Source organism: Clostridium sp. C8-1-8, assembly GCF_009928445.1.
In the GTDB taxonomy this organism is placed as follows: Bacteria; Bacillota; Clostridia; order Clostridiales; family Clostridiaceae; genus Clostridium_AR.
Map to the genome: position 1 here is coordinate 65872 of NZ_JAABNO010000006.1, position 21807 is coordinate 87678.

Annotated in this window: 19 protein-coding genes; 1 reads left to right on the plus strand and 18 read right to left on the minus strand. The window is 30.6% G+C overall.

What is annotated here, in order from left to right:
• Positions 1-18: 18 nt before the first annotated feature.
• The 15 genes from GXK57_RS08375 to GXK57_RS08445 form a co-directional block, all read right to left on the minus strand.
• Positions 19-681, minus strand: coding sequence for a sugar transferase (locus GXK57_RS08375; RefSeq protein WP_160674671.1), 663 nt, complete (start codon positions 679-681; stop codon positions 19-21).
• Between the two features lie 450 nt (positions 682-1131).
• A complete protein-coding gene (locus GXK57_RS08380; RefSeq protein WP_160674315.1) occupies positions 1132-2589 on the minus strand; it encodes a flippase in 1458 nt (485 codons plus the stop codon).
• A gap of 303 nt (positions 2590-2892) precedes the next feature.
• Positions 2893-3777 carry a dTDP-4-dehydrorhamnose reductase gene (rfbD, locus tag GXK57_RS08385; RefSeq protein ID WP_160674318.1) on the minus strand — a complete coding sequence of 295 codons (885 nt, stop codon included), beginning with the start codon at positions 3775-3777 and terminating at the stop codon, positions 2893-2895.
• 127 nt (positions 3778-3904) lie between these two features.
• Complete coding sequence (locus tag GXK57_RS08390; protein ID WP_160674321.1) at positions 3905-5971, minus strand: N-acetylmuramoyl-L-alanine amidase; 2067 nt, start codon at positions 5969-5971, stop codon at positions 3905-3907.
• A 10-nt stretch (positions 5972-5981) separates the two neighbouring features.
• Positions 5982-8147: an Ig-like domain-containing protein gene (locus tag GXK57_RS08395; RefSeq protein WP_160674324.1), complete on the minus strand. Its 2166-nt coding sequence runs from the start codon at positions 8145-8147 to the stop codon at positions 5982-5984.
• A 3-nt stretch (positions 8148-8150) separates the two neighbouring features.
• Positions 8151-9569 carry an oligosaccharide flippase family protein gene (locus GXK57_RS08400; protein ID WP_160674327.1) on the minus strand — a complete coding sequence of 473 codons (1419 nt, stop codon included), beginning with the start codon at positions 9567-9569 and terminating at the stop codon, positions 8151-8153.
• Complete coding sequence (locus GXK57_RS08405; protein ID WP_160674330.1) at positions 9559-10752, minus strand: O-antigen polymerase; 1194 nt, start codon at positions 10750-10752, stop codon at positions 9559-9561. Before GXK57_RS08405 ends, GXK57_RS08400 begins: the two co-directional genes overlap by 11 nt.
• Positions 10753-10763: 11 nt before the next feature.
• Positions 10764-11645 (minus strand): glycosyltransferase family 2 protein, encoded by an 882-nt coding sequence (locus GXK57_RS08410; RefSeq protein ID WP_160674333.1) that lies wholly within the window; start codon positions 11643-11645, stop codon positions 10764-10766.
• Between the two features lie 46 nt (positions 11646-11691).
• Positions 11692-12693: a glycosyltransferase family 2 protein gene (locus GXK57_RS08415; RefSeq protein WP_160674336.1), complete on the minus strand. Its 1002-nt coding sequence runs from the start codon at positions 12691-12693 to the stop codon at positions 11692-11694.
• 155 nt (positions 12694-12848) lie between these two features.
• Positions 12849-13898 (minus strand): dTDP-glucose 4,6-dehydratase, encoded by a 1050-nt coding sequence (gene rfbB / locus GXK57_RS08420; RefSeq protein ID WP_160674339.1) that lies wholly within the window; start codon positions 13896-13898, stop codon positions 12849-12851.
• A gap of 4 nt (positions 13899-13902) precedes the next feature.
• Positions 13903-14475, minus strand: a complete 573-nt coding sequence (gene rfbC / locus GXK57_RS08425) for a dTDP-4-dehydrorhamnose 3,5-epimerase (protein WP_160674342.1) — start codon at positions 14473-14475, stop codon at positions 13903-13905.
• Between the two features lie 29 nt (positions 14476-14504).
• Complete coding sequence (gene rfbA, locus GXK57_RS08430; RefSeq protein ID WP_128215415.1) at positions 14505-15389, minus strand: glucose-1-phosphate thymidylyltransferase RfbA; 885 nt, start codon at positions 15387-15389, stop codon at positions 14505-14507.
• Between the two features lies 1 nt (position 15390).
• Positions 15391-16311, minus strand: a complete 921-nt coding sequence (locus GXK57_RS08435) for a glycosyltransferase (protein WP_160674345.1) — start codon at positions 16309-16311, stop codon at positions 15391-15393.
• A gap of 36 nt (positions 16312-16347) precedes the next feature.
• Entirely contained in the window at positions 16348-17016 is a 669-nt protein-coding gene (locus tag GXK57_RS08440; protein WP_160674348.1) for a sugar transferase, read from the minus strand.
• A 474-nt stretch (positions 17017-17490) separates the two neighbouring features.
• Positions 17491-17754, minus strand: a complete 264-nt coding sequence (locus GXK57_RS08445; protein ID WP_160674351.1) for a hypothetical protein — start codon at positions 17752-17754, stop codon at positions 17491-17493.
• A gap of 391 nt (positions 17755-18145) precedes the next feature.
• Here GXK57_RS08445 and GXK57_RS08450 point away from each other — a divergent pair, with 391 nt between their 5' ends.
• The gene (locus tag GXK57_RS08450; protein ID WP_160674354.1) at positions 18146-18811 is read left to right on the plus strand and encodes an acyltransferase; all 666 of its coding nucleotides are present in this window, start codon (positions 18146-18148) and stop codon (positions 18809-18811) included.
• 151 nt (positions 18812-18962) lie between these two features.
• Here GXK57_RS08450 and GXK57_RS08455 read toward each other — a convergent pair whose 3' ends face one another.
• The 3 genes from GXK57_RS08455 to GXK57_RS26540 form a co-directional block, all read right to left on the minus strand.
• Positions 18963-20414 (minus strand): flippase, encoded by a 1452-nt coding sequence (locus tag GXK57_RS08455; RefSeq protein WP_160674357.1) that lies wholly within the window; start codon positions 20412-20414, stop codon positions 18963-18965.
• The gene (locus tag GXK57_RS26835; RefSeq protein WP_160674360.1) at positions 20411-21112 is read right to left on the minus strand and encodes a DapH/DapD/GlmU-related protein; all 702 of its coding nucleotides are present in this window, start codon (positions 21110-21112) and stop codon (positions 20411-20413) included. The genes GXK57_RS08455 and GXK57_RS26835 overlap by 4 nt, the downstream gene beginning before the upstream one ends.
• A gap of 106 nt (positions 21113-21218) precedes the next feature.
• Entirely contained in the window at positions 21219-21806 is a 588-nt protein-coding gene (locus tag GXK57_RS26540) for an acyltransferase (RefSeq protein ID WP_160674363.1), read from the minus strand.
• Between the last annotated feature and the right edge of the window lies 1 nt (position 21807).

The following is a 21807-nucleotide window of genomic DNA, read 5'->3' on the forward strand; positions in this document are numbered from 1 at the left end:
AAACCTTCCAAGTTTAATTTATATAGCCCCTTCTTTTCTTAAAACAGAAACAAAGGTTTTTATAATTATTTTAAAATCTAAAAATAATGATCTATTATCAATATAATACATATCCATTTTAACTCTTTCTTCATAGGTAGTATCACTTCTACCATTAGCCTGCCAATACCCAGTAAGTCCAGGAGTCACAGAAAATAACTTCCCAGCATATTCACCATACTTTTCAATTTCTTTCTTAACTATAGGTCTTGGTCCAACAATACTCATATCACCTAAAAGTATATTTAGAAGTTGTGGCAATTCATCTAAACTTGTTTTTCTTAGAAAGTTACCTACTTTTGTTATCCTAGGGTCATTGTCAAGCTTAAAATTGATTTCAAACTCTCTCTTTTGCTCTTCTGTAAAGTTATTAAAGACCTCTTCCGCATTACTAACCATAGTCCTAAATTTATAAACTTTAATGTTGTTTCCACTTTTTCCTAATCTAGTGTGAGAGAAAAATACCGGACCTTTTGAGTCTATCTTTATTATTATGAACAATAAAATAAATATAGGCGACAAAATTAACAACCCAATTAAAGATAACAAAATGTCAAATATTCTTTTTAATACTATGTAATATAGCTTAGAGTTTATTTCCTCACTATCAGTATTCTTTGGTATATCTAGGTTGTCTGACATTTGCATATAAATCCTCCTAATTTGCTAATAACTTATAAATAGCAAAATAATTAGTATAATTTGTTTAATAATAAAACTAAAAAAACAAATATGTCATTCTCTTATGATATATTAGCAAAAAGACAAGATATCATCTTAAGAACGACTCAAATATGATTATATCATTAAATCTTCCTATGGAAAATAAATAATATTAATTTTAAACGTAATACGTATTTAGTTAAATAAGATATGACTAAAAATTAACATAAAATAATAAGTCACTACATGGGTTACTTTTATATTATTATATATACATATATATTAATTGTCCATAAAAATAATCCAATCTATAGTTTGTTTATACAATTTAGCCAACTATTTATTGTCAATTCAAATAAAATTATAAGTTTTTTTAAAAAATCTAATTTAATCAAATTCTGTAACAATATATTTTTTAATATTTATAAGTTATATATTTGGAACATCGCTAACTCTCTTTTTAAGTAAAATAGCTTTTATTTTTTCAATTATTATAATTTGGGTATCATCCTTAAGTATAAACATCATAGCAATATATATTACACCACCAACTATAACTTGAATTATATTAGCCAAAATTGCCTTATTAATAAAATCCCCTACCTTCATGACTACTATGCACATCACTATTGATCCAACGAGGAACTTCCATGTAGCAAGTACCATTTTTAGCACTGGTAATTGCTTTCTTGTCAATACTAATTGAACAATTGATCCTACAAATTCTGCTACAATAATAGCTACAACAGCTCCTAGAGCTCCAAACTTAGGTATTACTATTAGATTCATGATAAAATTGATGACTGCTGCAATAACAACAGATTGAGTATATTTATTCTCCTGTTTAGTACCAATTAGATACTGAACACCAATAATATTTGCCCAGCTAACTGCGATTATTATAATTGAACTAATAGCAATTAATCCTCCAACAGAACTATAGTCCTTTCCTAAAAACCAGGATACTAATATTTTAGATATAGCCATCACTCCAAAAGCCATTGGAAAAGCTACATATGAAACAATCTTAAAAGCTTGCTCTACAATCTTATTTACTTCTTCTCTTCTTCCTTTACTTATTATATTGGATATCATAGGAAGCATAACTATACCTATAGAAGATATCAAAGAAAGAATAACCCTTACAATCTTCTGGGAGTAATCATAAAAAGCTACCTGTTCATTAGTTGATAGAACTCCAACTAAAGTTCTTGATAGCAACATATAAACTTGTGATGCAATTTGAGGCAAAAACAGACTTATTAAAGGCTTAATTGTCTTTTTTATTATATCTATATCAACCACAATCTTACCAATATTTTTAGGTACATATATCCACATAGTTAAAAAGCTTATTCCATTTATTATTATAGTCAATAGTATGTACAATACTAAATCATCTGAGCTTCTTACAAAAACAAATATACTTACTAAGCCCAATAACTTAGCAATAGAATTTCTTATTACAACTTTCTTAAAATCTTCTAGTCCCATGAATAACCAAGATATATCAAAAAACACCGTTAACATATTAAGCCCTTGGATAATATATACAAACTTATCTTGATTAACAAATGTTCCTACAAATACATAATAGGCTATTAAAGCAAGTAAGCTAGTTATGCCTTGAGTAACATATAAACTCCAAAAATATCTTCTAAGCTTTTCCTTATCATCTCTAACAAAAGCAATCTGTCTATTACCATAAATCTGCATTCCCAAGGTACCAATTAACATAAAATAATTAACAATTGATAATGTATATGAATTTAATCCTAATTGACCTGGCGTAAATATTCTTGTAAGATACGGCATAGTAAGTAATGGAATTATTAAAATTAAAACTTGATATACCGTATTATAAAAATAATTTTTTATTACACTCATTTAAATTTCCTCCAAATTGTTATATCTAGCAACTCTTATATAATATAACTTTTATTCATCTGTAGCAATTAAAAAATATAACATAATTAAGGTAATACATCAGTAATCATATATCTTTTAAGAATGTTTGTCTTTACAAAAAAGTTAAATTAATTTTTGCCAATCTATTTAAAAGAAAAAACTACGACTTAGCGTAGTTTCTTTATCTTTATTAAGTTTAATAGTACATGAAAATTATAATTGTAGTTAATTTGAAAGTAAATAAAAACTTTCATCAAGTTTTTATACATAATGATCCATTACTTATTTCTTTTGTATATTATCAATAAACTCTTTAATAGCAACTTCCCAATCTCTCATTTCATCACCAACAGTACATCTTAGCATCATGTTATCTAAAGATGAAAATTCTGGCCTCTTAGCCGGTCTTACAAATTGCTCAGATGTACATGGTCTAATCTCACAATCTATGCCTGATAACTCAATTATTTTCTTAGCAAAATCATACCAAGTACATTCTCCACTTCCAGTACAATGATAAGTTCCATATTCTTCTGTTCCAATAAGTTTTAAGATATGATGTGCCAAATCCTCTGCATTTGTAGGATTTCCTCTTTGGTCATTCACTACATCTATAAAGTCCTTTTCTTTTCCTAACTTCATCATTGTATACACAAAATTATTACCATTATAACCATAAAGCCATGCAGTTCTTACTATAAAGTATTTACTTGAAAACTGCTTTACAAATTCTTCTCCTGCAAGCTTTGTTTTACCATAAACACTTACAGGTCCTGTTAGATCATATTCTTTTAATGCTTTACTTCCAACTCCACTAAATACGTAATCAGTAGAAATATGTATAAGTTTAGCACCTAACTCTTCGCAAACAATAGCAAGATTTCTTGGTCCTATAGCATTAACTTTAAACGCTATATCTTCATTGGTTTCACAAGCATCTACATTAGTATAAGCAGCACAATTAACAACTACATCAGGTTTAATTGCTCCGATATAATCTCTTGTAGCCTCAAGGTTTGTTATATCAAGCTCCTGAACATCTATACCTATTATTTCTGATGCAACAACTTCAGATGGTACATTACCTAGTTCTGACTTACCACTCTTTATTATGTTAATTATTTGAGTTCCTAATTGGCCTTTTGCTCCTGTTATTAAAATTTTCATAATTATACCTCCAAAATAAATCTCATTTTTAATTATATCAAAAAATATTAGTTATTCCTAACATATATATAATTTCCTAAATAATTAAAAGACTCTATAGAATATTACTTCCATAGAGCTTTAATTATTAAAACAACTTTCTTATCTCACCAGCTATAACATCAGCCTTCTTTTGTTGCTCATCTTGGTTTGCACATCTCTTTGCTTCCTCTGGATTACTTATAAATCCACATTCTATCAATATAGATGGTGTATTTATATTTCTAGTTACATATAATCCATGATCATGTGCCCTTAAATTGTTATAGCCTAAACGGCTTCCAAGTGCATTAACCACATTGTTTGCTAATTGTTTGCTTAACTGTGCCTGAACCGTTGGAGTTGTATCGATCTTTAGATCATCATAGCTCCACCCACCTGGATCAGAACCTGAAACAATACCATCATTGTCAAGACTAGGTCTATAACTGCTATAATGGGTACTAACTCCATTAGTTGTCGAGTTGCTATCACTAACATCATGATGTATACTTACAAAAAGATCAGCTTTTAGATCATTTGCCAGCTTAGTTCTACCTTGTAAACTATCATCAAGTGAATCAGTAGGTCTTTGCCAAGGCTGTCTAGTCATAACCACTGTATACCCCATGGATGTAAGAGTTGCTTGAAGCTTTACTGCAACCTGCATATTTAGTTCTGTCTCCGAGTATATAACTTTGTCTATAGTTCGCTCTGCACCATAATCTTTACCATAGTTATGACCAGGGTCTACAACTATTAACCTTTTACCATTGTATACATTTAAACTCTTTTCCTTTACTGTTCCATCGTTTCCTATAGCAACTACCTTCAGATTATGGATTCCACTTGATTTATCCTGCATATTTAGAGTGTAGTTAAAGCCACTACTCTCTGCTTGATAGTATTTAGGGTAGGCAGCTTTTACATCTGGTCTAGAGAACCCTATGTTAGCATCACCTAAGTAGTTGTTATCCAAATAAACTTTTGCAGATCTTACACCTGAGTAATTAACAGCCCAACCACCTAAATTAACTTGGCCTCTATTCAAGTCCTGACCATCTCTTACTGTGTCTATATTTATTTCTGGTTGAGGTTTAATTATATTTACTTTTCTAATTGCAGTAGAGCTAGTACCATCACTTCCAATTGCTTCTACCTTTACTTCCCTTATCCCAGGACCTATTCCACTCTGCCTTAAAGTAAGAATATATCCACTCTTATCTGCATCAGGATAATTAGGATAAGCTCTTTTTACATCTTCTCTAGATTGTCCTAGTGTTGCTGTTCCTACATTTGCATTATCAACATAAACATTTACTTTTGTTATCCCAGAGGCATTTAAAGCCCATCCTCTAACTAAAAAATCGTCGCTGATAGTAGCATTATCTGAAGGCTCATCTACAGCTATTCTAGGCTCTCCTCTATACACATAGAAGACTCTCTCATCGCTAACTTTGCTGCCATCTGTTCCAACAGCTTCAATTCTAACAACATTTTGCCCTTCATTTAAATCTTTGTTTTCAATTATATAATTTATCCCACTATTTTTACCAGCTGGATATCCTGGGTATGCTGCGTCAATGTCAGTTCTGATTTCTCCTATAGTAGCATATCCCTTAAATGCATTATTTAAGTACACACCTACATACCTAAGTCCTGAAGGATTAAGTGCCCAACCTCTAACCAGTAGGGATTCCTTTGATATATGCGAATTACCTACAGGACTATCTAGATTAGCAAGAGGCTTCCTAACCTTTTTTTCAATATTCTTAGAAGATATCTTTATAGAACCATCAGCTGAAACAGCTTGTACAGAGACCTTATGGTTTCCTTCTTTATATTTAGATAGATCTACAGTAAATGCATAACCTGATATATTAGAGTTTACATAGTTAGGGTAAGCTTTTCCAACATCAGGCCTTGCTAGTCCTAAACTTGCATATCCTTCTAAATTATCATCAATATAAACCTTAACTTCTTTCAAACCTGACTTACTAATCGCCCAACCTCTAACTAACATAGAACCATCAAATGTAGAGAAATTTTCAACTGGATCATCTATTACATTCATTGATTCCTGTGCTTGTTCTGCATATACCTTTGTAGCTGAAAATAGATTAGATATAAACAAAAAAACACAAATTATAGAAAGTACTTTATTTAATTTTCTCATTAGAATTCTCCTATTTATATGCCGGTACCTCAAAATACAATGTAGGATTAGACATCTTATCAATAAGTTTCTTTATATTTGTAGTTTGTGCCTTTGCCCAGTTAACATCAGTTGCATATTCGTGATATACATCCTGATAGTTCCACTTCATTTTATATAATGTATTTTGCTGATATTTTAGACTTGTTATATAATCAGTTGATATAAAGCTAGCTCCACCAATTATTGCACTATCAACTGTGAACCACCCTTGTTTATATGCATATTCTGATCCTAATCTTTCAGGGTCACTGTTTTTAGCACCAATGCCATACATATTATATACAATCCTTGGTTCAACAGTTTGTCCATCAACTGAAGTAACTAAAATACCATTTGCTAACCTAGATAATCCATTATTAGTTTCATGTAATGAATGTGATACTAAGTATATTGGATTGATATTGTATCTCTTACCTCCATCAAGAAAAGCTTGACCTTTTCCATCTAAAATTCCTTGTCCTTTTACTGCATTGTTTAAATTATCTACTGATATTCCTTCAGCATAATTTAACTTCAAGAACATATATCTATAGGTATCATTATTTAAGAAATTATTTACATCCATATAGTATCTAACATCTTCATTGGTAGCAGGAGTATTATCCCAATAAGTATTGCCACCTTTTTGAATTTGTTGATTTACATAATAATCAAATGTATTATCGTATTGCTTATAAGTAACTATTCCTTTTAGGTAGAATGAAGTAAACTTATCTAAAATAGAACCATCCTTACCACATATAGAGATCTTTATATCATGCTTGCCAACAGACATTCCATTTGTAGACAGAACATAATTAAATCCGCTATTTGAACTTTCTTTGTAGTTACTATAAGCACTACCAACATCGTCTCTTCTATAGCCTATTGCTGCATCTCCTACGTAGACTCCATCAATATATACTTTAACTTGAGCTACACCAGCAGCATTTACTCCCCATCCACCTATCAGAACTTGATCAGATAATATGGTACTATTAGGAGCTGGTGAATCAATGTTGGCTTTAGGTTCTGGTTTAACTATATTTATATTGAATTGTCTAGTTTCACTACTTTGATCATTATTGTTAAATCTAATTTGTATTAAATGATTTCCTGGTTTAATGGTATCAAATCCCACCGAGCACTGATATCCACTTTTCAATGAATTATCATAATCAGGGTAAACTTTATTAACATCTGGTCTCATTAGACCTATGGTTCCTTGTCCAACATAATTACCATCAATACTAAGCTCCACTGACTTAACACCTGACGGACTTAAAGCCCATCCTCTTATAGCAAAATCGCTTGTTATATTGCTTCCGTTACTTGGCTCGTCTATCTGATACATAGCACTTCTAATATAATAGTTAAAACTAACAGTATTTGCTTTAGAAGTTCCATCAGCTCCGTTACCTACAACCTTTATTGTATGACTTCCAGGTGAAAGATTTGCAGTATCCACAGTATACTTATATCCACTTCTATCTCCATTAGGATACCCTGGATAAGCAGCTGCTACATCAGGCCTCATATCTCCTAGAGTAGCATACCCTTTAAACATATCATCTAAATAAACTCCTACAGACTTCATTCCTGAGCCATTTAATGCCCATCCTGTAACTAATATGTTTTTTGAAAGATTTATGTTCTGTGTAGGATAGTCTATGTAGGTAATAGGATCCTTTTGAGTTTTTTGAACAGTTACACTAGTAGATTTTTGAGAGTTATCCAATCCTATCTGTTCAACTGTTATCGTATGATTGCCATTGGATAACTTTGCTGTATCTAGAGTTAAACTGTATCCACTTCTATCTCCAGATGGATACCCTGGATAAGCACTGTTTACATCAGGTCTATAGTTGCCAATATATGCATTGCCATTAAAGTTGTCATCTACATATACTCTTACCTCTCTCAAAGCAGCTGGATTTAAAGCCCATCCAGTTACTAAAGTATAGGGTGAAAGCTGGCTATTACTTGTAGGCGAATCTATGCACATCAGCATCGGCTTAGTACTTGAGGCAGCTTCATTTTGACCAGATTGAGTAGAACTCAATGCGTACACTGGTGTAGAATACATGAAAAAAACATAAATACATACAGTAAAGGACAGTACTTTTCTAATCATCCTATTCTTTAAAAAATTCATTAATTATCTCCCCCTTTTTTTTAAAACTTCTTTAATTCTACCTATATTCTTAAGATCATTAAAGAAAAACAAAACAACTATTACGGAATATATGATTAGGTAAGATAAGAATCCAAGATACCACTTATCTATATAAGCGCAAAGTACAAATCCTACACTTAAAATTATACCAGTTATAGTTTCCTTAAACAAACTTATATGCATTGTTTTAACAAAAAAAGCATCAGAATATATATTCCAAATTAAAAAAGCTAATAAAGTGGCCCAAGCTATTCCCACTGGCGTTTTTATAATTACACAAGCTAAAAAGTTACAGATTATGGCCAATACAAATGCAAAGATATTGTTCTTGGTATATTCTTTATTTAACTTCAAAGCTTTATAATAGTTTAGAGCTAATATAGTTATTTGGCCACTAAATAAAACCGTAGGTGTTAGCACTAGGACTAGGGGTAGTGAATCCATATATTTAGGCAAGTAAAGCTGTATTATAAATTTTATAAAGAAAAAAGCTAAAAAAGATAAGGATAAAACTAAATTTAAGCCCTTCTTAATTGTTGAGTATGCTTTTCCTAATTTATCCCCCTCAAGTCTCGCTATATAAGGAAATACCACTGTAGAAAATGAGTTAATTAATAAATAAAATAATGTTATTATGGAATATGCAAATGAATACATCGCAAAATCTCTTAAAGTGAAATACTTTTCTATAAATATTCTGTCTAACCCAAGTATAATCAATGTAATAAGATTACCGATCATCATTAAGAATCCTGAAGAAAAGTTTTCCTTTATATCATCCTTCAAATCCATAATCCTTTGACTCTTAGCTTGCAAGATATCTTTGTTATAGTATAAGAATATGATCAATGTAAATAGATTTGCACCAGTAGTAAGCATTACAAATGCCATATGCACATCTATTTTTAATATAAATAATACAATACACCCTACAATATATAATAGCTTTGATGCTATCATACTATATGAATACAACTTAAACTTCCTAGTAAATTGACTTATAAATGAAAAGAAGGTTGATAGATTCAATATAAATCCATTAAATGCTAACAAATAGAATAAATCTCTCTTTATCGGCTCTTTTATCATTATAAACGAAGCAACAAAAATAATTACTGCTGTTATTAGTTGAAATAATAAAAGAAAGTTAAAATATGTCTTAAACTTCTTTTTCGGAATGTCATCATATTCATAACTACCATAGTTTACAAGAACTCCGTCATTAAATCCAAATTGAAATATACCTACATAGGTAACGTAGAGTGTAAAAATTCTAAAATATGCATATTCATTTATGTTTAGTATTTTTGGAATAACCAATGCAGTTATTACTCCACCTAAAACATTGATAGAATTAGCACCTAAAGTATATGCAAAATCTTTGATATTTTTATTTTTCATAACCAATCCTCTTATTATATATATATAATATTATTCTATAAAGAATTGGGAATACAAGCTGCATACTCATTCCTGCAAATACAATCATATTTGAAAAAGTACTTAGAACAACCATATTGCACATCATACTTATCGCTACTATTCTTAACTTATTGTTTTTTCCAACTAACTTCATATAAATAAATATTACTGCCATAAGATATATAAACTGAAGTATTACACCAATCCAACCTAGATAATAAAAACCACCCATGTATAGAGTTCCAACAATCAATTCTTTCTTTATTAGCTTTACATGATCACTTATCTGAAAAGGTTCTTCTTTTACCAATCTTCTCGCTACTATATCAGGTAAAACTTCTCTAGTTACAAAGTTTTTAATATTAGTTGAATTAATTTCAGTGTTATTATCATCGATATTTAGCTGCAAATTAGCTAAAGGCGAAGAAATATATATATATGACCAAAAAAACGGCTTAGGAATAATCTTATTATTTCTAAAGCTTTCAGACGCCCCTCCTATGTCCAGTATATATTTGCTGCTAAATTTATCGTAAGTATGATCTGATAGACTTACTCTATAGTTTCCAAAAAAACCAAATAGATATAGAAAGGCAATACCTATAACTGCTAATGAAATTATTATCTTTTTATTTAGTAATCTCCTAATACCTATCATACTTAAAAATACAAATAAGCTTCCCAAAAATATATTTATTATCAATCCCCTAGATACAATTAGTAATGCAGGAACATAATTTAATAAATATAAAACTAATACAATTTTGTTTTTAGTAGATAGGAATAAATGAAATAAATATACTCCATAGAATATTGTGAAGCTAAATAGAAATATGTGAAAAGTAGGTATACCTGAAAACTCCAAATAATTTATTTTTGAGTTTAATAGTGGCGCCCCTCCCGCATATATAAATTCCGCAATATAACCTAAGAAAATTAGCACAGATATATATTTAATCTTTTTGTTATATTCTATAGTTTCATACCTTAGCTCACCTTTTTTATGGCTTCTTATACCCAAAAATGCTGAAATAGCAAAAGATAGAACAAAAAATAAAACTGTCCATATTGTTAAACTAGGATAAAGGTTGGACCATCCAAGTAAATAAACAAGTAAAACAGACAAAAAGCTTATAACATATACTAAGAAAGGATTCGTCATATATTTACCCCCTAATCTTTTTTATAAAATCTTCCTTTTTTGTAATCACTAAAGCCTTCTACAATCATGCATAACTTTTTTAACTTATTTTTCTCAAATAGGGTAAGCCTAGCAATCTCTTGAAAAAACAAATTTTTATCATGCTTAACCCATTCTGGGAAGCTTTGCTTATATTTCTTCCATATATATAACCTGTTTCTAGTCATATAATATCTTCTTAAGGCTGAGTGATTACTAGACGTTATATTCTTACCAAAAAGCTTATAAACTTTGGTATCCCCAAGACTATGAAGTAATATGGCATTATTGACTTTCAATATGGCATAATCATTAAGTTTTACCCTTAAGCAAAAATCATGATCTACTAGATCTATAAATAATTTTTCATCGAAATCCCCTATCTTATCAAATACACTCATATCAATAAGACTTCCTGAACTAATTTCAGTTAGCACATATTCATATTCTGTATTTACAGAAACTTGGTTAGCATAATAAGCTTGCTTTTCTACATGATTAGGAACTAAAACTTTAATTTTCTCTTTATCCTTATCATTTAAGCCTTCATAGGTCGCAATCATATTATAAACTAAATCTTTTGTACAAATACTATCTTGATCTAGTGTAATTATAAACTTAAAGTCATTTTTTCGTGCATACTCAATTCCTATATTAAATGCCTTAGCAATGCCAACATTTTCATTATTATAGATAATCTCAATATCTTCCTCAGCTTTAAAACTTTCTAATATTTTTAAATTTTCCGGGTTAGATCCATTATCTACAATTAAAGTTTTCTTCACTTGATTTCTTATTGCCGCTATGCCATCAATTATACCTTGTCCTGCATTATATGAAACTACAACTGCGCATATTGAATCGATATTTATCATAATACTCTCCAATCTATTCTCACAATAAACATATTTACTTTAATAACTATCTTTTTATTAAATGATTAATATCCTCAATACTCGGATGATTGTCCATAAATATCTTTCTCTTTTCTCTGATCTTAGGAATTAGTCTTTTAGCTTCCATAGTGTATTTAAATACGAATCTCTCATACATCAACGAATATATTATCAGCGCAAAGCTTCTACATATCTTTTTTAAAACCTCCATTGGAGGCACCTTTTCGAATTCATTCTTTTCTAAAAGAAGTATATGGTTTCTATGAGAAATCCCCCTTAGGAACTCTGATTGGGTTTTTCTATGTTTAATAAAGTTCAAAACTCCACCTTTAGATCCTCCAAGACCCCTTCCATGAAAGGCTACAGCTTCTGGATAATACATGCACTTAAATCCTGCTAAGTTCAATCTCCAAGAAACATCTATATCTTCTTTGTATGCAAAAAAGTCTTCATCGAAATACTCGTTTTTCACCTTTATATCTTCCAGAGAACTTCTTCTATAGAAAGGTGCTGCACCACATACGCCGAAGATTCTTTCTATAGAGTCATACTGCCCTCTATCCTCTTCGTTTTGACCTCTATCCTTAAACTTTCTATTACTGTAGAACTCAATACCAGCACTATCAATATAATTTAATTTCTTATCGTTTTTAAAATCGTATTTCAACAACTTTCCAGATAGAGCGGCAATCTTAACATCTTTTTCAGCATAGCAATACAATTTGTAGATGAAATCTTCTTCTAAAATAATATCTGGATTTAAAAGCATTATATATTCACCTTTTGAAACTTCTATCCCTTGATTTGCCGCTCCTGAATAACCTTTATTATCACTATTGTTTATTTTCACTATGTTTTCTGCATCATACAATTGATCAAACAGTTCAAAAGATCCATCTTTAGAGTTATTATCTATAAAAATAATTTCTAGATTTTTATAGGTTTGATTAAGTATAGAATTCATACATCTTTCAATATAGTCTTTATTATTAAAATTTATTATTACCAAGCTAACCAATTTATCCATAAGCTTCATCCTTTATTATAATAAACTAACCTCTTTGTATTAAGCTTTTTAAAGCCTTAAAAATACAAAGAGGTTTATTTTGGTGCTAATTTCTACTATCCTATAAATCGCTGGTGGATTCTAGATGATAATAACTAATTAACCCCTCTAATAATTTAATTGTACATCTTATCATAGTACTTTTGATATTCTCCAGAAGTAACGTGTTCCATCCATTGTCTATTATCTAAATACCATTGAATAGTCTTAACTATACCTACTTCAAAAGTAGTTTCTGGGTACCAACCTAATTCTTCTTTTATCTTGTCAGGAGCTATACCGTATCTTCTGTCATGACCTTTTCTGTCTTCAACATACTTAATTAGCTCTTCTGTTACGGATGCATCTACATTGTCATGAACATATGCAACTACAGTCTTTACTATCTGAATATTAGTTCTTTCATTATGACCACCAACATTGTAAACTTCTCCAACTCTGCCATCTCTTACAACCATGTCGATAGCCTTACAATGATCTTCTACATAAAGCCAATCTCTTATATTAAGCCCATCACCATAAACAGGAAGATCTTTATGATTTAAGCAGTTATTTATAAGTAATGGTATTAGCTTTTCTGGGAAATGATATGGTCCATAGTTATTAGAACATCTAGTTATAGTCACTGGCATGTTATAAGTATCAAAGTAAGCCTTAACCATGAAATCAGCTCCAGCTTTACTTGATGAATATGGACTATGAGGATCAAGTGGAGTTGTTTCCATGAAGTAACCTGTTTCTCCAAGAGAACCGTAAACTTCATCTGTTGAAACTTGATGATATCTTACTCCTTCTTTCCATCCATTTTCTCTTTCCCATGCATTCTTAGCACAATTTAGTAAGTTTACTGTTCCTAAAACATTTGTACTTGCAAATATCTCAGGTTCTTTTATACTTCTATCTACATGTGACTCTGCTGCAAAGTTAACAACATAGTCTATATCATACTTTTCAAAAAGTCCTGTTACAAGCTCTTTATCACATATATCTCCTTGAACAAATATATGGTTAGGATTTTCCTGTACATCCTTTAAATTCTCAAGATTTCCTGCATAAGTAAGCTTATCTAAGTTTATAATCTTAACATCATTGTATTTTTTCAACATGTAAAGTACAAAATTTGAGCCTATAAATCCTGCTCCACCAGTTACTAAATAAGTTTTCATATAATTACTCTCCTTTATATTCAAATGGTACATCTAATTCCTTCAATGGCTTTTGCTTTTTATCCTTTTCTGATAAAAGCAACTCTTCTATTCCTTCTAGAGGCCACTGAACTGCTACATCAGGATCGTTCCATAAAAGTCCACTATCATATTCAGGTGCATAGTAATCAGTACATTTGTAATTAAATACGGCTTCATCTGATACTACTAAGAAACCATGAGCAAAACCTTCTGGCACATAAAATTGTCTTTTATTTTCTTCAGTAAGAAGCACACCTTCCCACATTCCAAAGGTAGGCGATCCTTTTCTAAGATCTACAGCTACATCATAAACCTGTCCTTTAGTAACTCTAACAAGCTTTCCTTGAGTATGCTTTGTTTGGAAGTGAAGACCTCTTAAAACACCTTTTTTTGATTTAGATTCATTGTCTTGAACAAAGTCCATCTTTAAACCTGCTTCAAAAAAGTCCTTCTTATTATAACTTTCCATAAAATAACCTCTGTTATCTCCAACAACATTAGGTTGTATTATGTATAAGTCCTTAATCTTTGTTTCAATAAACTTAAACTGTCCCATACAAACTCACCTTCTTAATAAATATTATTTTATCTGTTTTTCTTCTCAATTTCTTCAACAACATCAACAAGATATTGACCGTATCCAGTCTTCATAAGAGGTTTTGCAAGCTCTCTAACCTGGTCAGCACTAATCCAACCTTTTCTAAAAGCTATTTCTTCTAGACATGCAATGTAAGTACCTTGTGTATTTTGTACCGCTTCTACAAAGTTAGATGCTTGTAGCATAGAGCCGTGTGTTCCTGTATCTAGCCATGCAAGGCCTCTTCCTAAAAGTTCTACCTTTAGAGTACCTTCCTGCATATATACTTTATTTAAGTCAGTTATCTCTAGCTCTCCTCTATCAGAAGGCTTTAGATTTTTAGCTTTTTCCACTACTGAGTTATCATAAAAATAAAGTCCTGGAACCGCATACTTTGACTTTGGTTTTTCTGGCTTTTCTTCTAAAGATATAACCCTATCTTCACTATCGAACTCAACAACACCGAAAGCCTTAGGGTTTTGAACATAGTATCCAAATACCATAGCACCCTTTTCTAAAGCTGCTGCTCTCTTTAAATTATCACTAAATCTTTGTCCATAGAAGATGTTATCGCCTAATATCATAGCAACATTATCATCTCCAATAAACTCTTCTCCTATTATAAAGGCTTCAGCAAGTCCATTTGGAGCTTCCTGAACAGCATATTCAATCTTAAGACCTAATTCTGAGCCATCTCTGAATAACTCCTTAAAGTTAACTATGTCTCTTGGTGTTGATATTATTAATATCTCTCTTATTCCAGCAAGCATTAACACAGACATTGGATAGTATATCATAGGCTTATCATATATAGGAACCATCTGTTTTGACATTGCCTTTGTTACTGGATAAAGTCTAGTACCTGACCCACCAGCTAGTATTATTCCCTTCATCTTATATATCCTCCTCAAACCTTGTCCAATATTTTTTATCTAAAGAATATTTAATTCTTTTTTTCGACGATAACTTTTCATATTTCTGCCCTAAAATATTTCCTATATATCTAGTAGCAAAATTAGGTATTAAAATTAATAAAACTTTAAAATTCATTTCTTTTACAGCTCTTAATAACACATGTTTAAACAAAGCCATTCCACTTTGATTACCCTTATAAGTTAGGAATATAGAGTTTATCTTAAAAAACACTCCAGTATCAAAATACCTGTTAAACAATTGTCTTAATGTAAATGTATGTGAGTGATACACCTCTGAATCTGCACAATACTTTATCCTAAATCCATTTTCTATTATTTTATGAGCTAAATACATATCTTCATTTATTATTAGATGCTTTCCGTCGTATCCATTTAATTCTTTGTATACTGAGGTTTTTACAGCTGAAGAAGCATCTGAATAAAAAAAGGTCATAAGACCTAACTTATCAATATCTTCTTTTGATACAATCCTTGATTGTTCAGGGTAATTTTTCTCTCTTATGTATTTCTCTATAGAGTTATTTTCGCATATCTGTCTACTAAAAGCAGCCTCACAAACTCCATTGATTATAGGATTCACTAAATTACTTAACCACTTATCATTTTTCATCATAACATCTTGAGATATAAACACTATGATATCACTTTCTGAATCCATAGCCATAATTTCTCTTGTTCTACTATGTGAAAATTCTTCTTTTTTTATAAGTACATATTCTAAATTAAGTCCTTTTAAAATCTCCAAGGTATTATCAGTTGATTCTGTAAGTGCATATCTAATACTTACATCAAAATCCACTGTCTGAGACATTAAACTGCTATGTAATGAATTTATATAATTACTAGCATTATATAAAGGACATATTATGTCTACTTTCATTTTCATTACCCCTTATTTTTTAGTAAGTTGCTTTATCTACATTGCGCCCTCTTTTTTTATAACCGATACAAAGGTTTTACCGATTATCTTTATATCTAAGATTAAGGACCTGTTATCTACATAATACATGTCCATAGCTATTCTTTCCTCATAAGTGGTATCACTTCTACCATGAGCCTGCCAGTATCCAGTAAGGCCAGGTGTAACAGAGAAAAACTTTGGAGCAAACTTGCCGTACTTTTCTACTTCCTTCTCAACTATAGGTCTAGGCCCCACAACACTCATATCTCCTAGTAATATATTTAAAAGTTGAGGCAACTCATCCAGGCTTGTCTTCCTTAAAAAATTACCTATCCTAGTTATTCTAGGATCATTATCAAGCTTAAAGTTTATAGCAAACTCTTTCTTCTGCTCTTCTGTAAAATTAGCAAAAACCTCATCCGCATTTGAAACCATTGTCCTAAACTTGTAAACCTTTATAGTCTTACCATTCTTGCCAAGTCTGTTATGACCAAACATTGCTGGACCCTTAGAATCTAATTTTACTAAAATAATAAGAATTACAAAAACAGGTGAAAGCAATATAAGTCCAATGAAAGCACTTAAAAAATCAAAGAGTCTTTTTATACATATATACATTAAATTTTCCTTTTTCACACTAATCTCTTCATCAGATACTACTTTTGTATTATCTATCATCTGCATATTGATCCCCCATCTTGGTTACTTTTTTACACATAAACATTATATATGCAATGAGAATTTATGTCCATAATAATAAAACGCCGTCGTTTAATAAACCCAGATAATATTTTACACTATTTAATAACAATAATAAATTATAATTAACATAAAAACCAAACATTCCATCAACAATTATCACGGTTTTTCACATTTTTATACATAACAATATATTATTTTTTTAATCAAATTAAACAACTCATAAAAACATCTTTATAATTTCAAAAGTTTGTATTATAGTCTATAAGTTGGTTTTACACAGTTTACAACCATATCTTTTTATATTATTTAATTATAAACCAAATCATCCACAAATTCACCTAGTTTGAGAATTATATACATTTTTTTTAATAAGTTCACGATTGCTTAACTTGTATCAAAATAAATTATCTGTAGTTTCGTAAACTACAGATAATTTATAACAAATCTAAGCTTCAATCAATTCCTATATCCACCATTCCTATACCAGGTATCTTTATACTCCATTTCTAATTTAGTAACACTGCTCCTCATGGTAATAAAACCTTTCTCTTTTAACTCTATAAGCTCTAACTTTTCTTTTATCCTTTGATTCTCAGAGCTAAGCCTATGGTTATCTATACTGAGCATTATGTTATTTTTCAAAAGTTTCTTTATTGCTCTTTCACTGTCTAAAAGCTCTCTTTCATATAAAAGAATTTGAAAGTATTCATACCTATTCATACCCATCCCCCCTTTATTTTATATAACATTTAGTTATTTATAACCAATTGATAATACATAGCTGTACAAGTTAAGTTTTATAACGCTGAGTTTACAATTCTATTAGCCATATGTGTTAACAACTTTGAGTATTTGGAATATTTTTCATAATAATATAGTATTTTATACAGCTTTTATAGTCAATAAGCTAATTGCTTTCTTAATAAGTTTGTAATAATATGTAAATAATTTCTTAATAATTGGCCTATTTTCTATGGTAATATAACTCTTCTAATATTTTTGTGTAAACTAAATATCATAATTTCAGAACTTCCATTTAGAATACAGAATAAATAATCCTTCTTAGGAGAAAAATATTACGTACTACTTTCTGAGGAGCTGATTATTTTATATGAAATTAGATAGATACATGTCCATCATTCTAGGATTTCCAAAAACCTTATACTTCAATTTTAAATATTTCAATTTTAAAGACGCAGTTAAACTTCCAGTTTTAATCTCTCATAGAGTATATCTGAAAAGTCTTAAAGGTTCTATTGCTATAACCAGCAATATACGTAGTAAGATGATACAAATAGGCTTTGGGGAGGTAGGTATCTTCGATTTTAAGCGACGAAGAACTATAATTGATATAGAAGGGAAAGTAATATTCAACGGAAAGTGTACATTAGGCCATGGCTCAAAAATTTTCGTCTTAGGTGAACTAACCATAGGAAAAAACTTTAATATCAATGCAGAAACTTCTATTATATGTGCAAAAAAAATAACCATCGGAGATGATTGTTTATTTTCTTGGGATAACTTAATCATGGACACTGACTTTCATTATATTAAACAGCTAGAAGATAACATCATAGTAAATGAAGATAAAGAAATATATATTGGCAATAAGGTTTGGATAGGCTGCAGATGTACCATATTGAAAGGTACTGTAATTGGAGATGGATGCATAATTTCAGCAAACAGCGTAACAAGAGGTAAATATGTAGCAACCAACTCTATACTTAGTGGAAGTCCTTGTAAGGTTGTAAAAAGTGATGTTTACTGGACAAGATAAAATTTCTAGGCTGTTTCATTAAATAGACTGTTCATAGTATATTTTAGAATTCATTAAAGCAACAGCCTTATAGATTTATAAATGGTAGTATTATATAATTTAGTAAAACTTTATTACAATATACTTTATTATATCGCTTTATATTACTGATCTATTTCCTAAGCAATTTTATAAGTTTATATCTATACCTTCCTATTATACTAGTTAATAAATGATTGATTTCTTCCTTCAATAAAACTAGAATTATAACATATACAGCTGCACCTATTATGCTTTGTATAAAGGTTGTAAAGATTGCTGGTCCAAGAGAACATCCTATCAATCTTACAGTAACAAACATAAAAAATGCTGCTACAATATACTTAACAATATTAATAATCATAGAACCATCTATGCTTTGCTTTATAAAAAGATATTGTATGTAGGCCACTAAAAATTCAGATATTAAAGTTGCTATGCATGCTCCTTGAGCCTTATACTTTTCTATTAACAGTAGATTTATAATTACATTTGAAATAGCTCCAACGGTTACAGCTACAGTAAATTCTCTTGTTCTGTTAGACGGCAAAAGATAATGCATTCCAAGCACGTTTCCTATAGCTATAAACACTAAGCTAGCAGAAGAAAGTATAAGCAAATAGGAGACTTCATAAAAATCCTTTCCAAAAAACCATGGTACAAGTTCTTTAGAAATAGCTGCTAAGCCAGTAGCCATTGGAATTGAAATATAGGCAATAGCCTTTAGACTTTTATTTAGGTATTCCTTCAATTTGTTATTGTCCCCTTTCGAGAAGGTATTACTCATTCTAGGAAGCATAACGACCCCTAGCGAAGTCACTATACCAAGCACTAAGCGGATGATCTTTTGAGACTGCTCATATAACCCAACCTCTCCAGTATTGGATAGTATCCCTAACATGGTTCTGTCAAGTACAGCGTATATTTGTACAGATATTTGTGGTATAAAAAGCTTTATTGCAGGTATAAAATGCTGTTTCATATCTGTATAAGTCACCATAATAAAACTTACAGTATTAGGTACATACGCCCACATAATCAAATTACCTAAGACAAGCATAAGCCCATTTATAGCTACATATTCATATAAGTCATCATAGCTTTTTATAAACAAAAATATACAAGCTACTCCAATTAATTTTATTAATAAGTTTCTTGTCACAGTCTTTTTAAAATCTTCTAGCCCCATATAAAGCCATGATATATCTAGCGCTGCAGCAACTATGTTTGTTGACTGAATAAGATATATTAAACTATTTTCAGTGTTTATACAAAATATAATTACGTATACTATCAAAGCAATGGCTGTAGTAATAAATTTGAATAAAGTTATGGACCAAAATACCCTAGACATCTTTTCTTTATCATCTCTCACATATGCAATGCTTCTGTTTCCATACAAAGAAATTCCTACAGTTCCTATAATTATAAAGTACTGCACTATAGAAAGAGTATAGCTATATATTCCTATTCCTTGCTTTCCCAATATTCTTGAGGTATAAGGTACGGTTATTAATGGTATAAATAGTGTTACCATCTGAAAGACTAAGTTGTACATAAAGTTTTTTACTAAACTTTTACTCATAAAAAACCTCTATCATCTCTAAATTTTTTATAAAAACTCTCTATATTCTTGAAGTAATCTGAGTTAGCTTTTATCCACTTAAAATCTTTCTCCCACCACCTGAAAGATTTTAAGAATTCCACTTGATCCATGTTATACCTGTACTTTAGGTGCTTTGCAGGAACACCTCCACACACCGAGTAAGGTTCTACATCCTTTGTTACAACAGCACCAGCTGCTACTACTGCACCATCACCAATTGTTACTCCTTCAAGTAACCTTGCACCATAACCTACCCATACATCACTGCCTATTACAACACTTATTTTATTATCAGTATCAACAAATTTATGTTCTTTATATATATCAGCAGCTGTAAAAGTAAAACCCGCTTGCTTTTGTGTAGAGAAAAAAGCAGGATGAGTAGATACGAATTCATTTGTTGGGTGAGTTCCATAAATAACCTCAACAAAAGGAGCTACTGATGAAAACCTTCCTATATTGCAGTTAGCCAAATTGCAATTCCAGCCTACATAACTTCCTAACCCAATAACAGAATTAGTTATATTAGAATTCTTATATACTATTGACCGTCCTTCAAACCTAGTTCTTCTATCTATTTTCACTCTAGAACCAATGGTGCAATGTATCTTTTTTATAGTGAGTTTAAAGTAAATGGTATATATACTATTAATCAACCCTCTAATTATTCTCTTCATATCAATTAGCAACTCCAAGTTAGTTTTTAATTTTCCGGCTATACTTAACAATACTGTTGAAATTAAGTGGTTATACGGGAGATGCTATATATGCCAGCAATTAAAATCATATGATTCTTTTCACAAATCTTGCTGGATTACCTGCCCAGACTTCCTTGCAAGGGACATTTTTTGTCACCACTGAGCCTGCGCCTATAACACTATAATCTCCTATGCTAACACCTTTTAATATAATAGTTCCAGCTCCTATAAAGCATCCCTTCCCAATGATCACAGGCGCTGTTTTGATGTCTTCAAAACCGCTTATCCTTTTTTCGTAGTCAATAGAGTGGAAATCCGTATCAAAAATTCTACAATCTCCACCTATAAAACAGTTCTCACCTATATGTACATATTTAAATGCACATATTGCGGTATTTGAGATACCCACACCCTTTTCAATGACCAATTCCGCATTATCTTTTACAAAAAAGGATGTAAAGGTCTGACCTCCTATAGGATTAGCCGAGTATCTACTTCTTATAGTAACATTATCCTTTATTACTATGTTTCCTAAACCCTGCACAAACAACTTACCATATATCTTAACATTATTTCCCAATGCTATTCCATGCTGTTTTATTGTTAATTTATTTAATACGCTATTCTTTATATTAATAGCTTTTCTCAAGACCTTCATCCAAAGATTAAACATA

Bases quoted from the DNA above. Each gene is read 5' to 3' on its own strand.
- GXK57_RS08410 (WP_160674333.1), bottom strand. From the start codon at position 11,645: ATGATAAATATCGATTCAATATGCGCAGTTGTAGTTTCATATAATGCA.
- rfbA (WP_128215415.1), bottom strand. From the start codon at position 15,389: ATGAAGGGAATAATACTAGCTGGTGGGTCAGGTACTAGACTTTATCCA.
- GXK57_RS08445 (WP_160674351.1), bottom strand. From the start codon at position 17,754: ATGAATAGGTATGAATACTTTCAAATTCTTTTATATGAAAGAGAGCTT.
- GXK57_RS08390 (WP_160674321.1), bottom strand. From the start codon at position 5,971: ATGAGAAAATTAAATAAAGTACTTTCTATAATTTGTGTTTTTTTGTTT.
- GXK57_RS08380 (WP_160674315.1), bottom strand. From the start codon at position 2,589: ATGAGTGTAATAAAAAATTATTTTTATAATACGGTATATCAAGTTTTA.
- GXK57_RS08435 (WP_160674345.1), bottom strand. From the start codon at position 16,311: ATGAAAGTAGACATAATATGTCCTTTATATAATGCTAGTAATTATATA.
- GXK57_RS08375 (WP_160674671.1), bottom strand. From the start codon at position 681: ATGTCAGACAACCTAGATATACCAAAGAATACTGATAGTGAGGAAATA.
- rfbB (WP_160674339.1), bottom strand. From the start codon at position 13,898: ATGAAAACTTATTTAGTAACTGGTGGAGCAGGATTTATAGGCTCAAAT.
- GXK57_RS08395 (WP_160674324.1), bottom strand. From the start codon at position 8,147: ATGAATTTTTTAAAGAATAGGATGATTAGAAAAGTACTGTCCTTTACT.
- GXK57_RS08415 (WP_160674336.1), bottom strand. From the start codon at position 12,693: ATGGATAAATTGGTTAGCTTGGTAATAATAAATTTTAATAATAAAGAC.
- GXK57_RS08405 (WP_160674330.1), bottom strand. From the start codon at position 10,752: ATGACGAATCCTTTCTTAGTATATGTTATAAGCTTTTTGTCTGTTTTA.
- GXK57_RS08455 (WP_160674357.1), bottom strand. From the start codon at position 20,414: ATGAGTAAAAGTTTAGTAAAAAACTTTATGTACAACTTAGTCTTTCAG.
- GXK57_RS08440 (WP_160674348.1), bottom strand. From the start codon at position 17,016: ATGCAGATGATAGATAATACAAAAGTAGTATCTGATGAAGAGATTAGT.
- GXK57_RS08450 (WP_160674354.1), top strand. From the start codon at position 18,146: ATGAAATTAGATAGATACATGTCCATCATTCTAGGATTTCCAAAAACC.
- GXK57_RS26540 (WP_160674363.1), bottom strand. From the start codon at position 21,806: ATGTTTAATCTTTGGATGAAGGTCTTGAGAAAAGCTATTAATATAAAG.
- GXK57_RS08400 (WP_160674327.1), bottom strand. From the start codon at position 9,569: ATGAAAAATAAAAATATCAAAGATTTTGCATATACTTTAGGTGCTAAT.
- GXK57_RS26835 (WP_160674360.1), bottom strand. From the start codon at position 21,112: ATGAAGAGAATAATTAGAGGGTTGATTAATAGTATATATACCATTTAC.
- rfbD (WP_160674318.1), bottom strand. From the start codon at position 3,777: ATGAAAATTTTAATAACAGGAGCAAAAGGCCAATTAGGAACTCAAATA.
- rfbC (WP_160674342.1), bottom strand. From the start codon at position 14,475: ATGGGACAGTTTAAGTTTATTGAAACAAAGATTAAGGACTTATACATA.